The sequence below is a fragment of the Vibrio genomosp. F10 str. 9ZD137 genome, from assembly GCF_049974785.1.
Classification (GTDB): Bacteria; Pseudomonadota; Gammaproteobacteria; order Enterobacterales; family Vibrionaceae; genus Vibrio.
Genome location: NZ_JBNGCJ010000095.1, coordinates 1 through 16,789, shown reverse-complemented (window position 1 = coordinate 16,789; position 16,789 = coordinate 1). Strand labels below are relative to the sequence as shown.

Genomic DNA, 16,789 nt, shown 5'->3' with positions numbered 1-16,789 from the left:
GGGATGCCAAGGCACAGCCAATATCCTCTAGGCTTAATCCAACTTGTTGCGCTGCTTTTATTACCGCGACTCGTCTTAACACACTTCGGTGATACCGCCGCTGGTTTCCCTCATTTCTCCAACTGCTTATTAACCCTTTTCTTTCATAGAAGTGCAACGCAGACACTTTGACTCCAGACCGCTTTGCCGCTTCACCAACGCTGATATCCATATTACCTCCCTCGCTCTTTATAGAAAACAACTCGTACAGAAAGCTCCTAGTAGAAAAACTCACTAGGAAATAAGTAAACAAATCACTTTACCTTAACTTAAGTTGAGGTTTTACAGTAGCAACAAATGATATTACTTTCACGGATGAACACATGAAAAACAAAACCATACCTTATTTAACAGGAAGACTTTTCGACGGCATCTCTTCTGGGCTATTTATGATGGCTCTCCCTTGGGTCATGTTACAAACCCCGAATATGGGAACGTTTGTCGCTTTGGTCGCGTTAGCTTGTACTGTGGTGTCGTTTTTATTAACCCCTCTCTTTTCAACCTATATCGACAGGCATTCACGCAAGTTTCTGTTGATCTTGAATCAGGGGATTCAATCGCTAACCGCGGGGGTGGTGATGCTTGCCTATTGGTATGATTGGAGTTCTTACTGGTTGCTGGCCGGAGCACAGCTGTTCATTTGGGTTTCAAGTAACTTTGCGTGGGCGGCGAACAATGCGTTTACTCAAGAAAACTATGATCGTGACGAATACGCGGCTATTTCGAGCTACCAAGAAATTGTGATGCAAGGCACCACATTAGGCGCTGGGGCGTTAGGGGTGATGTTATTACAGATTTGGGGCATGTTTGAGTTTGCTTTGTTTGCAGCTGTCGCGTCTGCCCTTGCCGCGTTCAGTTACACATTGACGCCTTACCGTCAACAATTGCGCCCAAAGAGCCGTGTTCCATTTTTTAATCAGCTGATTGAGAGCAAATCGATATTTTCTCAGTCGCCAAAATTCTACGGTTTTTTAATGATTTCATGTTTGTCGTACCCTATTCTGACTTTCCTTGGAAAATTAGTGCCGATCTCTTTTTCAGAGCAAGGTTTGTCAGGCCAATGGTACGCTGCCTATAACATTAGTTTTGGCCTGGGTTCATTGCTAACAGGGTTCCTGCTACAACAAATATTGGCGAAATTTTCTCTACAAAATACCATCCAATACGCGATGTTTTTCGTCGCTCTCATGTTATTTGGCATGAGTATTTCTAGTGAACCAGAACTGCTGATGGTGTTCACATTCGGGTTTGGCTTTTTCAATGCCATCAACCGCATTGCAAGAACCAACTGGATGCACCATACCATTGCAATAGAACAACGGGGTCGAGTAGACGGTGGGCTCGCCATGTTTTCAACCCTAGCCCAGAGCTTGAGTTATGTCATGATTGCACTGCTTAGTCACTATCAACACATCTCAATGGGGTTTGCTATCGCCGCGGTTGTCGTGCTCATCGCAAGCATTATGATGCTCAATCTCGGCAGAACCCTGACGGGTAAATCATCGCTTGATATGAAAGGTGCAACAGCGAACAGTTAGGGCGTGGTTACTTCCTTGGAGATACTCTGAGGTGTGATCTCGGATCTACACACTTTTATCCTCTTATAAAAAGGCTTGAGCTCGCTAAATCAGCCGGCACTGGCCTTTTTTAATTCTCGAATCAATGCCCATAATAGAAGCCCCCCCGTGACAGCCAAACCGATTCCGATCCCCGCCCAAATGCCACCCAGTTCGAACCGTTTCATAAGCCACCAAGCAGCGGGAAGCCCAAATAGCCAGTAACCGATCGCAGTAATAAAAGTCGGAGCAATAACTATTTTCATTCCTCGCAGCAGGTTGATCGCCAGCAGTTGCCAGGCGTCAACAATAAAACTTAGCGCCACCACCCAAATAATCCCCGACAGCATCGCGACCAGTTGTGGGTCGTTGAGTTGGAAAAATTGAGCGACTAGCCCTGGATTCATGATAAAAGCCCCAGACAAAGCAACACTAATGACGGTGACCAATACAAAACTGTTCCAAGAAGTCCGCTTCATTTCTTGATGATTACCTGCGCCAAAGTCGCGTCCTACCAGAATCGCGGCAGCTTGAGAAAGTCCAAAGTTTATGTTCCACGTCAGGCTCAGGCATTGAAGTAAGATTTGATGAAGTGCTAACGCAGCAATACTGATGGTTCCCGCCATCAAGGTGCCACCGTAAATAAGCCCATGCTCTAGAAGCGCAGCCACAGCGATCGGGATGCCCATTGCCAGTAAGGGGTTTATCAATGACAAAGAGTATTCTTCTCGATGTTTCCACGGAGCAAATATAGCAAACTCTTCGCGTTGAAATACCCAGATCCCATAACCAACGGTGACAAATAAAGTAGAAAGCGCGGTACCTAACCCGAGCCCAGCTAGCTCTAACCCCAGTGGAAAAGCCAACATATAACTGATTGGGATATTAATAATAACGGTAATGACGGACATCACCATCACAGAGCGTACATGTCCTAGTACACTCGTAAGACCTCGTAAAACAAGCAATAGCAGCGATGGGAGCATAGCCCACTTTAATGTATCGACATACACCATTGCCAATGCCACTACCTCTTCTGGTTGCTTCGCCATGGTTAACACCCAAGGGGCAAAGTGAAAGAGAGCGAATAAAACAGCGGACAAAATGAAGGAAAGTAACACCGCCCCTTTTACCGCGTAACGAATTTGTTGGTTACCATAATCAGGTCTTGCCACTCGCTGACCATAAGCAATCGCAATCAAGTTTGCGACACACCCCACCGTGCTACTGGCAATAATGAAAATGAAGAAATAGATCGATGCGCCTAAGCCACCCGCCGCTATTGCCATCACGCTAATTCGCGACATCATCCATACATCCGTCAAAACTAATGCCATAGCAATCAGCTGAGATATGATTAATGGGAATGCGAGTGATAGTATGTTTTTCATGGTGACCTCTATTATTTCTCGCAACATTAAGAGGGAATGTGGTGGATTTCAAATGATATATAATCCAAACTAACATTACCTCAGATCATGTTAATGGAGAGTCGTCATCACCCCTTATTTGAATCTTCCTTATTCTCACAATGCACTCAAGGCTTATGAAGCGGTCGCGAGACTGTCAAGCTTTACTCTGGCAGCAGAAGAATTGTATGTGACACAAAGCGCAGTCAGTCGCCAAGTGAAGCAACTGGAGTCTGAGCTGAATATGGCATTAGTTATTCGAAAACATCGGGCGATTGAGCTTACCAAAGAAGGGCAACAGCTTTATTTTACCTTGCAGCAAAGCTACCAATCCCTACAGACGTTATTTGAGTCTTGGCAAACGCCAAAAAGAGAGAAAATCGTCATTAAGGCCGCCTTAACGTATGCGACTCGCTGTCTTATTCCCAAGATTCATCAACTCAGCGAACGTTATCCAGAACATGACATTGTGGTTATCCCATCGTTAGAAGAAGAAGCCAGCCTCAATAACAGTGACTATGACTTATTGATTTTCAGCACCCGTTTAAAAGACCATTATCATCACCAGCCGGACATTTCATTTTTGCGTGATGAATACATGGCTCCAGTTTGTCGGACGAAAAGCACAGCAGAGAGCGAAGATCTTGCTTCTTTGCTAGCGATGCCACGGCTGCATTCGACACTCGCTCACGATGATTGGACAGATTGGCTGGCATCTCACCCACAGGCTCACTCTTCAAACGTTCGAAGCACGACATTCTTTACGCTCGATCTTGCCTTAAGTGCTTGTCTTTCAGGGCAGGGCGCCACAGTGACCGATCTCCTTTTAATTCTTCCTGAACTGCAACAACGCTTCTTGTATTGCCCTATTGGCACAGAAGTAAAGCCCAGTGCGTGGCAATACTATTGCCACAAGCGAACCAAATCCCCGCTGATTGATGATATTGTCGAGTGGGTGACCAACCTGGCTGCACAAGAAATTACGGCACTGAACGTATTGGCCCGTGGCAACAAATGGACAGGAAGCGTTGGAAATTAATGGGCTAGCTTTTCGATGATTCTCATCAACAGGCGAATACGCGGCTCAATAGATTCAAGCAATAAGTATTCTTTGTCACTGTGAAAATCAGCACCAATTGGCCCTAAGCCATCCAATGTTGGCACCCCTAAAATTGCGGTATTGTTTGCATCTGAGCCGCCACCTACTTCTTTCCAGCTAATATCAATATTAAGCTCTTTGGCACTTTGCTCCACCAGCTTGATCAGTGTTGCTGTCGCTTCATTGGCTAACATAGACGGTTTATAAGCTTCGCGTTTTAACGCCACGTGAATGCCATCCAGAAAGGGGTTGTGACTCAAGCCATTCAGTTGGCTATCAATCGCGTCATATTCATCGTTGCGCCAAAAACGCACATCCACTATCGCCTCGGCATAATCGGGAACGATGTTGGCCCCTGAGCCTCCAGAAACAACACCCACGTTCAACGTACTTCCCGATTCAAAGTTCGTCATCTTGTTCATGGCGATGATCCACTGCGCCATTTCAGTAATGGCGCTGCATCCATTTTGTGGTTCATTGCCAGCGTGAGCAGCCTGACCATGAAACATCAGCTTATAACGAGCCATTCCTTTTCGAGACTTCACCAAACCACCATCGGCACGAGCGGCTTCCACCACTAACACTTGCTTTGCATGTTTTGCGACCGATTGTATCCATTCAACCGAGTCTGCCGATCCTGTTTCTTCATCTGGGTTCATGCAAACGCATATCGAGAGGGTGTCTAATATTTCGGTATCAAGGTGGCGAAGTGCATAAACAACATTCAGCAATCCTGACTTCATGTCAGACACGCCAGGCCCATAGGCTTTATGGTCGTCCACGCTCATTGGCCTTTTTGCTACCGTTCCAGGAGCAAACACCGTATCCATATGCCCAATCAGCATAATATCGATATGTTCAGAATCCGGCTTATTGCGCACTTCAAGCCCCACACCTGCTGGCCCACAATCTCTGCGTTTAACATCCCACCTTTTCATCGCAGAGTATTTTTGTTCAAACTGAGAGGCAATGACCTCAATGCCATCAAGCGTGTATGTACCACAATCAACGTTGACCAATAGTTCGAGTTCTTCCAAATAACTTTTTAGTGAAAAATCCATGTTCATTCCTTGTGTGGCATTCTATTGATGCAAAATCGATATAATAAAAGCGCAAAGATAAACGCAAAGCACAGCGACGTGACACCGAGCAACCTTATTCCAGCCTATCTCTTTTTGATTAAAATTAATACGATTCAAACAGATCCGATGCGCCTCACAGCGAGTGTAAGCAAATGTGTATACACTGGTTTCCATCATCATTTCAAGGAGCGAATATGTATGAATAAGCTGTGGTTGTTACTCGGTGCTCTCGTCACTTTTTTTTCTACCCCGTCCTTTGCATCTGTCAACAATGAACAATACCTGTCACTCACCCAATCGACTGTCGGCTTTGCTGCTTTAGCGTTATTTACGGTCGCTTATATATTAGTCATGCTGGAAGAATACCTTCAGCTCAGAAAGTCCAAACCGGTACTGCTCGCAGCGGGTTTGATATGGGCAATGATTGGTTACGTTTACCAACAAAATGGCATGGGAGAGATAGCCAAGGCGGCACTTGAGCATAATTTACTCGAATACGCTGAACTACTGCTGTTCTTACTCGTCGCGATGACGTACATCAGTGCGATGGAAGAACGTAAGCTCTTTGACGCTTTACAAGCATGGATGGTCGGTAAAGGTTTTGATTTTAAAGCGCTCTTTTGGATTACGGGCGTACTGGCTTTTTTCATCTCACCTATTGCTGATAACCTAACCACCGCGCTTTTGATGTGCGCTGTGGTACTAAAAGTAGCAGGTGATAACCCCAGATTTGTTAATCTAGCGTGCATTAATATCGTGATCGCTGCGAATGCAGGGGGCGCGTTCAGTCCATTTGGTGACATCACCACCTTAATGGTGTGGCAAGCAGGGCATGTTTCATTCTCTGAATTTATGCCACTATTTGTTCCGTCAGTCGTGAACTATGTTGTTCCAGCTGCGATCATGTCATTTTTCATCCCTGCGACTAAGCCTAATGTGGTGCATCAGCACGTTGAGCTAAAACGTGGGGCTAGGCGCATTGTAGGCCTTTTTATTCTGACTATCGCCACGGCCGTTGCTTTCCACGCAGTACTGCATTTTCCACCGGTAATTGGCATGATGATGGGGCTGGCATACCTGCAGTTTTTTGGCTTTTTCTTGCGCCGGACTTTGCATTCTTCACTGTCAAAGAAAGCCGCACTGGCAATCGCAAATGGTGATGACTACGCCTTAAAGCGCTTAGGATCAGTGGCACCGTTTGATGTTTTCCGCCGCGTTGCTCATGCCGAGTGGGACACTCTGCTGTTTTTTTATGGGGTGGTTATGTGTGTCGGCGGGTTAAGCTTAATTGGCTACCTGGGCCTTGCGTCGGAAATCATGTATTCCCAGTGGGATCCTGTTTGGGCCAATATTATGGTGGGTATCCTATCGGCGATCGTCGATAACATTCCGGTGATGTTTGCCGTGCTGACGATGGATCCGGTTATGTCCATGGGTAACTGGTTATTGGTCACGCTTGCGGCGGGTGTCGGAGGGAGCTTACTGTCGATTGGGTCGGCGGCTGGGGTTGCTCTGATGGGAGCAGCGCATGGCAAATACACCTTTTTTGGTCACCTGAAGTGGATGCCAGTCATCATGCTGGGATATGCTGCGAGTATTGCAATACATCTATTGCTTAATGGTCATCTATTTGCTTAACAGTCGTTTATTTAATTAACGCATATTCAACTTAGTAACTCGGTGATGTGAACTTGATTTTATCACCTATGGGTAAAAGAGAAAGTGTGTGATTTTCTGTCTTGAAAGTTTCTGTCTTGAAAGTTAAGGCTGACTAGGCTCAAAGTTTTCTTTTACCCAAAAGTTCATCAAGCTATGTCGAGCGCACGCGCTGCACGTCAGCACTTCTCCGTCACCATGGATACGCATGACAAGATCGTCTCGCTTTTCTTTAGAACTGTTGCGGAATATCACATAAATCTCACTGCCATCAACTTCAAACGCTCGTGTCATGGTCTGATCACCAGCTTGATAGGTCATCACGCCAGCTTTGAATACCAGTGTATTACTGTTGTATTGATTGGAATAGACCCCTTCAAAAGATAGGGTTTCACGATTAGCGATCTTTTCTATCTTTTCTTGAAAACACCCCTGAATCGAGGCTAAAACTACCCCAATAACCATCCATTTCAAAAACCTAGACCTTCCCATAGTCGCTATATTCCTTGTGCTAATTCACTTCTAGCTCTAATAATGCTTTTTTTGCGTCAATTCCGCCAGCATATCCCGTTAATTTTCCGTTTTTTCCGATAACTCGGTGGCAGGGAATGATTATTGATATCGGGTTTTTCCCATTTGCCATGCCAACGGCTCTGACTGCTTTCGGGTTATCAATATCGATAGCCAATTGCTGATATGTTCGTGTTTCACCAAAGGGAATCTCTTCTAGAGCTTGCCAAACCTGCTGCTGAAACGGTGTACCTTTAGGCGCGACAGGCACACTAAACTGGGTTCTCTTTTTGGCAAAGTACTCTTCAAGCTGCTGAATCGCTTCTTTAAGTATAGGGTGACCTTCGTCTTTTGTTCCTAATTGTTGAGGTAGCGTGGTATTAACGGGTAGCCAGATACCCAGCAATCCTTTCTCGTTAGCTTGAAGAGTCAATAGCCCTAGTGGGCTCTGGTAATAAGTGAATGATGTCATAATGTATACTCCCAGCAATGAAACGTCGCGTAACTGCCCCAGGGTGACACAGAAGCATGATTAAGTTGAGGCAATTTTTGCAGTACTTTTTTAACTATAAGATCACTACCTAAGAAGCAGTCCGGGTCTGAAACCCCTCGCAACAGGGCGTAATCAACCGTCCACGGGCCGATTCCTTTAATTGATAACCAATCTTGGGGGTTGTTATCTGGCGTATCGAGATAAAACTGTGCAAATCGCTTTAATGTTTCTTTTCGGCTTTGAGGCATTTTAAGAAAATCCAATTCAGCCTCAGCAACCTCTTGAGCCGTGGGAAAATGCACGTGGCTGCAATTGACACCTTCGACACCCTTGCTAGCACTCTGACCAGCGCTAAGCTTCGATGTCAATAAGTTCAACTGCCCAATGGCGGCTTTAACAGAAACCTGTTGTCCTAAAATCGCCCTTACGCCTGCCTCCCACGCATTCCAGACACCGGGAATACGAATACCTTCATGATGTACAAGTTTAGGAGCAATACTACACAGGTGAGCTTCTATCAGGTCGGTATCCGCATCAAGGTCAAACATGGTACGGATTCGAGCAACTAAGTGCCTCAATTGGCTGAGGTCTTCGAGTTTGAACTCAACATTGAGTGCATTTTTATTATGATGCATCTCCACCTTAAACCACGCATTGGTTCCATTAATGCATACATGTCGTTCATAAGTGGAATCTGTCACCAATTCAACATCTAGAATAGCGCGCTTTTGATAAAATTGAAGCATGTGCTGCCAATCAAAGTGCCCTCGAAAAGGTAAATAAATGGTATATTCAGTTCGAGTGGTTTTTTCGGTTTTTCGCACCTGACTCGGTGTCAATTGCAGTGTTTTTCTAAACGCATCATTAAAACGACGAACACTGTTAAAACCACTCGAAAAGGCGATTTCTGAAATAGGTAAAGTACTCGAATGAAGCAGTTGTTTAGCAAACATCAACTGATGATTCTGAGCGTATTGCTTGGGGGATAGCCCTAGGTAGTTCCGAAACAATCGACGAAGATAACGGCTACTTATGCCTAAGCGCTCTGAAAGTGACTCAATACCCCCTGTTTGCAGTGCACCTTGCTCGATCAAGCTTATGGCTCGAAGAAACGTGGTTTCCACACCTTTCCACGCCCAAGAGTTTGGCGCGCTATCAGGGTGGCAACGTAAACATGGTCGATACCCCGCGTTCAACGCTTGCGCTTTATCAACAAAATACTCGACATTTTCTTCTTTAGGAGAATTAGCAGGGCAAATAGTCCGACAAAATATCCCTGTTGTTTTGACCGCAATAAAGAACTTACCATCAAAACGCGCATCTCTGGCTAAACGTGCACTTTGGCATTGTTTCGTGGTTAAAGTTGAATAGTCCGTGAACGCCACTTTCCTTGCCTCATGAAAATCATCGAATCACCAGTGTAGCAACAATTGCCGCTTGAATTCGCCACATTCGGAACTCAATGATCATAACGGAAATGATCATAACGGAATGAGAGTTCGTCCAGTTGACCACCATGACATCCCCCTGACATACATACTCGTTCTATTGGAATATCTTGTCTATTGGACCACCATCTTTAAGCGTGCTAACTACCGTTGCTATTTACACTGTAAAGGATAAAAAAAGGGGGGGCTACTGTTCTATTACCGCAGCAACGACATCCGGCTGATTGAGTACCCACTTATAAAATTCTTTCGCGGGCATTGGGCGCGCAAAGTAATAGCCCTGCATGGTGATACCAGCAGCACGAAAGAAATCAGCTTGGTTTTTCTCTTCAATCCCCTCGGCAACCACGTCAACCTTTAGATGATTAGCCAGTGTAATGATGGTATCTACAATGCCAGTGCCTACTTGGCTGACTTTCATATTATCGACAAAACTCTTATCTATTTTTAGTTCATTAATGGGAAATACCTGTAGATATGCAAGAGACGAGTACCCAGTCCCAAAGTCATCAATAGATACACGAAAACCCTCTTGTTTTAACCCCTGCATTTGTCGTACGGCATTATCCACATCTTCCACTAGCATGCTTTCCGTCAACTCAAGAGTGATATGGCAAGGAGAAATTGACTCTGAATTAAAAAATTGGACTAATTCAGCGCATAAATCGACATTTTTACCTTGAGCTGCACTGATGTTTATAGACAGGCTAAAGGAATCATCGATCATTCCCTTTTCTTTAAGATGACGAAGCAACTGACAGCTGTCTTCCATCACTATTCTTTGTAAATCGTTTATTACACCAATTTCTTCTGCGACCGCAATAAATTCGAGAGGTGGAATAAGCCCCCGCTCAGGGTGAAGCCAACGAACAAGGGCTTCAGCGCCTTTAAGTCGACCATTTGAGCCAATCTGAGGCTGGAAATAGGTAACAATTTGCCCGAGCTTTATCGATTCTTTAAGCTCACTTTCGAAAGTGAAACGACTCTTTAGGCTTTCGTGAATTGCAGGATCAAAGAAACAGTAATCGGAGTGCGTGCTTCGCTTCGCTGAGTACATGGCGGTATCCGCACACATTAATATCTCGTCTGCATTCTTATCCTTGTCAGTCATCAAAGTGATCCCAACACTCGCTTCAACAGTGATGTTCCTTCCGCACAAAGAAAAAGGTTGATTTAGTACATTCAGTAACTGATCTGCAATTTGAGACGCGTAGTCCGTGAGCGGCTGCTCTTCATCAAAAAACTCAGAAAGTATAATGACAAATTCATCTCCCCCTATCCGAGAGAAAGTGTCATTGGGGTTGAGGCTGGTTGATAACCGAATACAAACATCTTTGAGTAGGTTATCCCCCACGGTATGGCCTAGTGTGTCATTGACACTTTTAAAGTTATTGAGGTCAATGTATAAAAGCGCCGTCATTTTCTTCGTCTCGATGAGCGCTGTAATGGTGGTTTTTAAGTGGTTAAGCAAATACCGTCGATTGGGTAAGTTGGTCAGTATATCCTGGTAGGCCAGTTCTTTTATTTTTTCTGCGGCTTCTTTTCTTTCTGTTATATCGCGTTCAAGCCAAAGTGCGTGGGATATCCCCTCGGCTTCTTTTCCATATCCTTCAATTGGGGTGATTCGACTTTCATAATAGTGGAGGCCATCACTTTTCTGTCTTTGATACTCGAAGACTTTAAGGGTGCCACTTTCAATAGTACGTGCTATTGCTTCCTGGCAAGAGCAGTTCTCAGATTGGCTTTCCCCAGAAAAAATAAGCTTGCCAGTAAGGCTTTTCTTCGGCGCACAATGGGGGCCCATATTGCTGCCGTAATAATCGATACATTGCGCTTTTTGGTCATAGATAAAAATTTGATCCGGCAACACGCTAGTCATCGCCTCAACTTTGCTGTGGCTCAGTCTCAATTTTTTGTTGAGTTCAACTTCACGTTTAAACGCTCGGTGCTTTTCTATGGCCAAGCCCGTTAAGTGAGAGAATCGGTCAATGACGCGCAACTCGGCTTCTGAGGGCGATCTCGGTTGCGTATAATACACAGCGAACGTGCCCAGCACTTGATAATCGGTGGACAATATCGGGGTTGACCAGCAGGCGTGTAAGCCAAAGCCCATGGCGAGATCTTTAAAGTTCTGCCATTTAGAATCGGATCCAATCTCTTTCGCAATATAGCGCTCTTTGCTGAATGCTGCGGTTCCACATGACCCAACACTGGCTCCAATCACAACACCATCGATGGCTTGGCAATACGCTTTGGGCAAGCTGGGCGCAGCACCGTGGTAAAGAGTGTCGTTTCTGAGCAGCAGAATAGAACTCATTGCCTGTGTAGAGGAAAAGATCTGTTCGATGCCATTGCATATGTAGCCAAGCGCTTCTTTAAGGTCAACGCTCAGAGCAATTTTTTCAATCGCGCCTTGCTGAATCTCAAGTAGCTCATTGAGATGAGACGCAGAATCAAACTGATTGTTATCGATATCCGACATAGCATTCCCTTGGCGTTTGCACACAAGACGTAATTTTATGAAACAGGCTTCATTAACAATATAGCTATTGATTTATGCTTTAACACAACGGAGCAACGTAACTGTGAAGTTTGTATCCTGTCGCTTCTCACCGATTAGAGGGGGGTTATTTAAATAAACACGCCCTGCACATTAGCTATTATGGGCCGCAGTCATTGTTAGTCGTTTCTATTTTTATTCAAACACGCGAGATTTTTTTCTTCTTTCTTCCGTGTTGCAATAACAATGAAACATTAATCAGCAAAATTAGGCTAAGTCACCCTAGCTTGGGTGAAGGAATGAATGCTAGTCATGTATTCGCTTTCTAAAATTGGCCTTAACGGGCGTGAACACACTAGTGATATACAGAGGATGTTATGTCTGAAACTGAATTTCGATTTGGGAAGAAGCGTTATTACGATAACAAAAAGTTCCCGCGCGGGTTTGCCAAATCTGGCGACTTCACCCTTGCTGAAGAAGAGCTTTTGATTCTCTATGGCGATACAATGAAAGCGCTTGAGCTAGGAGAAATCGATCCTGAGAATGCCGAAGAAAAACACTTCATAAAAACATTGAAGTCACCACAAAAGGCAAAATCAAAATTGGAAAAAGTGTGGCTCAAATATACGCAAATCGTAACAGGGAAAAAGCGTTTTCATTCGCTCAGCAGCAGTACCAAACCGCGAACGGAACCTCGCAATCAAACGATTCGTTCTTCAGAAATGGAGCACGATGAGACGAACTATGAGGCCGATGTTTCGTTAGATGAGTTGTCACTAGAAGAAGCCGAATTCAGCCATGCGAATGTATCTCATACATCCAATAATCAGGCAGCTTTAAACGATCGCCATTAAAGCGCTCATCATTAAGTGTATAGCATTCTTTGAAATCCATTAATTCAAAATTATGCTTTACAAACTGTGCGCTTATAAACCAGTCGCAATTAACTAATCACTATAAACCAGTGAGAAAATGCGGATAAGAATAACAGGCTATACCGAACGATGAATAAGGCTTTAAACCTTATTGTGCAAGTATGGCCAGTTTTTTTAAAAATGCATCTCTGCAACTGAGTTGGTTGTAATCAAGATGAAAACGTTTCAGCGAACAGACTTTAAGATCGATTCCTTCTCCACGCAAATGAATAGGGAAGCCATCATGTTTATTCAAAGCTTCGATACCGTCGAGTACTCTGCCTTGCGGCGTGATGCGCCCTTGTTTCATAACCGTCTCGTAGGCCTGCAATATTTGTGTCGGGTTTAAACCATTCTTCATTGGGCTCACTATTCTGAATTAAGACCTACTGAGTATGGATTCAAATGTGCTTCGGTGCAAAAGAATGAAACAAGAAACCATGTGATTCTCTCACCTATATCGCGTATTGATAGAGCTATCGCCTCCGGACAATACCACAGCCTGCTACCATTAAATTGTAAACGATTTTGAAGCTATCAATGCGCTGGTAAAAAGACAGCCTCAATAGTGAGACTCAAGCCATTCGATATTCACAGTGGTCAAAGAAAACACAAAAACTTGACCGAAAACAATAGCAGATCGCAAAAACTTATTTTATAATGCGAATTAATGTTTCAAAGCATCCAAAATTCCAATATTAGAGGCACAAAATGAGACTTATCCCGTTAAGCAAAGCAGCACAAGTAGGCAAGTGGGCAGCGGCACACATCGTAAAACGCATCAACGATTTCAACCCAACCGCAGACCGCCCATTCGTATTAGGTCTACCAACTGGTGGAACGCCACTTGCAACTTATAAAGCACTGATCGAGCTACATAAAGCGGGTGAAGTTAGCTTCAAAAACGTTGTCACCTTTAACATGGATGAGTACATTGGTTTGCCTGCTGACCACGCTGAATCATACCGCACGTTCATGTACTCAAACTTCTTCAATCACATTGATATTCAAGATGAAAACATCAACCTTCTTGATGGCAATGCCGCAGACAATGAAGTTGAATGTCAACGTTACGAAGACAAAATTAAGTCTTACGGCAAGATTAACTTATTCATGGGCGGTGTAGGCAACGACGGCCACATTGCATTCAATGAGCCTGCATCTTCTCTCGCATCACGCACACGTATCAAAACGCTGACTGAAGACACTCGTATTGCAAACTCTCGTTTCTTCGATGGCGATATCGATCAAGTACCTAAGTACGCACTGACTATCGGTGTGGGTACTTTGTTAGATTCACAAGAAATCATGATCCTAGTGACTGGCCACAATAAAGCACAAGCCCTACAAGCGGCTGTTGAAGGCTCTGTAAACCACTTATGGACAGTGTCTGCTCTACAACTTCACCCTAAATCAGTGATTGTATGTGATGAAGCATCAACGCAAGAGCTGAAAGTGAAAACGGTAAAATACTTCTCTGAGCTAGAAGCTGAGAACATTAAAGGCTTCTAATAGTTATTAAACCAAAAGCATAAGTTTCGCTAGCACGATTCGTATGAGATAAAAAGCCACGCAAATGCGTGGCTTTTTAATTAGCACCTTCTCGCTTTTTATAATTTAAACCGCGATACCATTTGTTCCAGTTCCTCGACTTTACCATACAGCTGGCTAATCGCTTCAGCGCCCTCTTGCGTGCTTCGTACCGACTCGTCCGCAATCTGACTGATCGAGTTAATATCTCGAGACATCTCTTGTGCAGCCACGGATTGCTCATCACCGGCAATAGCGATCAACTCTATCATGCCATTGACATCTTTTGCTCTGGCCACTATTTGGACCAAGGCGTCTCCTGCTGAGTTAGAAAGTGCCACACCCTCTCCAACCATTTGGGTACCTTCACTCATTCTGGTGACCGCTTGGCGAGTCTCACTTTGGATGGACGTGATCAATCCTCCGACTTCCTCCGTCGCTTTTGAGGTTCGCTCAGCAAGGCCACGAACTTCATCCGCCACCACAGCAAAGCCTCGGCCTAGATCCCCCGCGCGCGCCGCTTCTATGGCTGCGTTGAGAGCAAGAAGATTGGTTTGCTCTGCGATATCATTGATCACTTTTATGACGTTACCAATCTCTTCTCCTCGCTTACCTAGGCTATCAACCGTGGTCGCGGTTTCATTAACCACTTCCGATATCCGGTTCATACCGTTTACCGTTTCCTGCATTAAATCACCACCATTGACCGCCTCTTCGCCGGCTTGTTTGGCATTTTCCGAGGCTTCTTTACTCTGCTCGGCAACTTGGTTAACAGTGGCGGTCATTTCCTCGACGGCACTGGCAATCAGTGTTGCTTTATCCGCTTGTTCTTGAATGCCGGAAGCCACATTCTGACTCGTTCCATCCACCATTTTGGTGTATGAGGCCACTTCAGAGGCCACATTGGTTATGTTAGATATCACCGCTTTCAACGCAGTTTGCATATCATCAATGGAGCGAGCAAGCTCACCCAATTCATCTTTATTCTGTTCATTGATCAGCTCAGCCGATAGATCACCATTAGCAATGGCTTGAGCTCGATCGGAGATCACCATAAGTCGTCTTCTCAGCATTCGAGACAACAGTATCGCCACCGCAAACCCCACCACAATGACCGTCACAACATTAACCGATAACCACAACACAATAGTCGACATATTGTCATTCAATACCTTCAGCGCATTAATTGAGTCATCTCGCTCTTCTTGCGCTGAAGCATCCAGTATGTCTTCTATCGGTGTAAAAATAGAATGTTCTAATTCATCGACCGTACGTATCGCAGAGTTCTTATAGTACGGGTTGTAGCCATCAAACACTTGCTGAGCAACCTGAACGATTTCAGAAAAGTATTGCTCTATTTGTTTAATGTCTTTCACTTCATTCGGTTTTTGCTCTAGAGGTTTTAGCTTCTCTAAATAGTCAGAGAATGAAGCCGCGTCTTTTTTGAACGCCTCTCGAGCATCCGGATCGCCCATAATGTATGCATTGAGTGAGGAGATCATATCTCCCCCTTCGTCAACCAGCTCTAAGTAATAGCGAACCCCAGGCAGATCGTCATTGAGTGATTCACTTAAATCGGTGGTCTTGTACGCATCAGCGAACTCGCCGTCTTTCAGTTTGTCCAGAAGCTCTTCCAGTGGAATACCGACATTTCTAGTTAATTCGCTGATTTTCTTAATCGCAAGCTGTTCGGCGGCAGGATCGTATTTATTAAACACTTCTCTGTCCATCGTATCGATATAGTCATCGGCAAGATTGAGTATCTTGTCCATTTTTTCGATATCCGAAGGCTTGCCTGATTCAAGAGGCCTGAGCACAGAATAGTAGTAATGAAATTCCTTCGCGTTTTCTTTAAAGTTCTCATATTCATCGGCTTCACCATTGAGATACTCCAAAGCGTTGGTTTGTAAATCACCGATTTCATCTAATACGTTCAAATAAGCCAAAACACCGGGAACATCATCCGCTTCAATTTCAGCTGAGATAATGGCCGATTTATTCACCAGAGACCAAACCACGAAAGCTAACACCAGAGTGGTTGATATGATGACTGAAAAGCCCATGTAGAGGGCGTGAGTAAGACGAATGTTCATCCTTGATGCTCCATAAGTTTTAGTTCTTATTTACCTAAGTATGGTTAATTTATGGTCGGGTGCCATTTATTATTGATATTTTTGTTTTTATTTATTTAAATGATAAGGTTAGGAAGAAATACCAATGTGTGAACAAAGCGATACAGACATAGACAGTGATTTTTAACGTCTAAGAAGAATGAAATATGAAAAGAGGAAATATGGGCGTATAGAGATAGACAACCATATTCGGAGCCTATCTCATCATTACTGGCAAGGGAGGATTATTTTGAATTTACTGCTTTAATAAACGCTTCTTGGGCACCTTCAACATTCAATGCTTTGGCTTCTTCAAGTAGGGCGAGGGCTTTATCTAACATTCCAGCATTGACTGCTCTTTCAATGCTATCAATATAAAAGCTCTGCTGATCTGGATTCAGGGTATCAGTTGACTTAGAGCTTTCACTTAGATCGGAAGAGC

General features: G+C 44.3%; 13 protein-coding genes and 2 pseudogenes. 5 read left to right on the top strand and 10 right to left on the bottom strand.

Features of this window, described 5'->3' with window-relative positions; all coding sequences use genetic code 11:
* A partial coding sequence (locus tag ACP45E_RS01245; protein WP_141707168.1) for a MerR family transcriptional regulator occupies positions 1-211 on the bottom strand: 211 nt, incomplete at its 3' end.
* A gap of 151 nt (positions 212-362) precedes the next feature.
* Between ACP45E_RS01245 and ACP45E_RS01240 the strand changes: the two genes are divergently transcribed.
* Positions 363-1,577, top strand: coding sequence for an MFS transporter (locus ACP45E_RS01240; protein WP_017036464.1), 1,215 nt, complete (start codon positions 363-365; stop codon positions 1,575-1,577).
* An 89-nt stretch (positions 1,578-1,666) separates the two neighbouring features.
* Here ACP45E_RS01240 and ACP45E_RS01235 read toward each other — a convergent pair whose 3' ends face one another.
* On the bottom strand, positions 1,667-2,986 hold the full coding sequence (locus ACP45E_RS01235; RefSeq protein WP_017037496.1) for an MATE family efflux transporter: 1,320 nt from the start codon (positions 2,984-2,986) through the stop codon (positions 1,667-1,669).
* Between the two features lie 106 nt (positions 2,987-3,092).
* Between ACP45E_RS01235 and ACP45E_RS01230 the strand changes: the two genes are divergently transcribed.
* Entirely contained in the window at positions 3,093-4,043 is a 951-nt protein-coding gene (locus ACP45E_RS01230; RefSeq protein WP_026026547.1) for a LysR family transcriptional regulator, read from the top strand.
* Here the strand turns inward: ACP45E_RS01230 and ACP45E_RS01225 are convergent.
* On the bottom strand, positions 4,040-5,164 hold the full coding sequence (locus ACP45E_RS01225; RefSeq protein ID WP_017037497.1) for a M20 family metallopeptidase: 1,125 nt from the start codon (positions 5,162-5,164) through the stop codon (positions 4,040-4,042). The genes ACP45E_RS01230 and ACP45E_RS01225 overlap by 4 nt on opposite strands.
* A gap of 219 nt (positions 5,165-5,383) precedes the next feature.
* Between ACP45E_RS01225 and nhaD the strand changes: the two genes are divergently transcribed.
* Complete coding sequence (gene nhaD / locus ACP45E_RS01220; protein ID WP_017036468.1) at positions 5,384-6,823, top strand: sodium:proton antiporter NhaD; 1,440 nt, start codon at positions 5,384-5,386, stop codon at positions 6,821-6,823.
* Positions 6,824-6,946: 123 nt separating this feature from the next.
* Here nhaD and ACP45E_RS01215 read toward each other — a convergent pair whose 3' ends face one another.
* From ACP45E_RS01215 to ACP45E_RS01200, 4 genes are all read right to left on the bottom strand, one after another.
* Positions 6,947-7,306, bottom strand: coding sequence for a hypothetical protein (locus ACP45E_RS01215; protein WP_017036469.1), 360 nt, complete (start codon positions 7,304-7,306; stop codon positions 6,947-6,949).
* A 46-nt stretch (positions 7,307-7,352) separates the two neighbouring features.
* Positions 7,353-7,823 carry a methylated-DNA--[protein]-cysteine S-methyltransferase gene (locus tag ACP45E_RS01210; protein ID WP_017036470.1) on the bottom strand — a complete coding sequence of 157 codons (471 nt, stop codon included), beginning with the start codon at positions 7,821-7,823 and terminating at the stop codon, positions 7,353-7,355.
* Positions 7,820-9,229: a DNA-3-methyladenine glycosylase 2 family protein gene (locus ACP45E_RS01205; protein ID WP_017037498.1), complete on the bottom strand. Its 1,410-nt coding sequence runs from the start codon at positions 9,227-9,229 to the stop codon at positions 7,820-7,822. Before ACP45E_RS01205 ends, ACP45E_RS01210 begins: the two co-directional genes overlap by 4 nt.
* 250 nt (positions 9,230-9,479) lie before the next feature.
* A complete protein-coding gene (locus ACP45E_RS01200; RefSeq protein ID WP_017037499.1) occupies positions 9,480-11,774 on the bottom strand; it encodes a sensor domain-containing phosphodiesterase in 2,295 nt (764 codons plus the stop codon).
* A 395-nt stretch (positions 11,775-12,169) separates the two neighbouring features.
* Between ACP45E_RS01200 and ACP45E_RS01195 the strand changes: the two are divergent.
* Positions 12,170-12,475: pseudogene (locus ACP45E_RS01195) on the top strand (DUF413 domain-containing protein); the annotation flags it as partial.
* Positions 12,476-12,815: 340 nt separating this feature from the next.
* Here the strand turns inward: ACP45E_RS01195 and ACP45E_RS01190 are convergent.
* On the bottom strand, positions 12,816-13,067 hold the full coding sequence (locus tag ACP45E_RS01190) for a DUF3081 family protein (protein WP_017037501.1): 252 nt from the start codon (positions 13,065-13,067) through the stop codon (positions 12,816-12,818).
* 350 nt (positions 13,068-13,417) lie between these two features.
* On the opposite strand from ACP45E_RS01190, the gene nagB reads away from it, so the two are divergent.
* Entirely contained in the window at positions 13,418-14,218 is an 801-nt protein-coding gene (gene nagB, locus ACP45E_RS01185; RefSeq protein WP_017036476.1) for a glucosamine-6-phosphate deaminase, read from the top strand.
* 98 nt (positions 14,219-14,316) lie between these two features.
* Here nagB and ACP45E_RS01180 read toward each other — a convergent pair whose 3' ends face one another.
* Both ACP45E_RS01180 and ACP45E_RS01175 read right to left on the bottom strand, forming a co-directional pair.
* Positions 14,317-16,329, bottom strand: coding sequence for a methyl-accepting chemotaxis protein (locus ACP45E_RS01180; protein WP_069584611.1), 2,013 nt, complete (start codon positions 16,327-16,329; stop codon positions 14,317-14,319).
* 263 nt (positions 16,330-16,592) lie between these two features.
* Positions 16,593-16,789 (bottom strand): annotated as a pseudogene (locus tag ACP45E_RS01175) (MalM family protein); the annotation flags it as partial.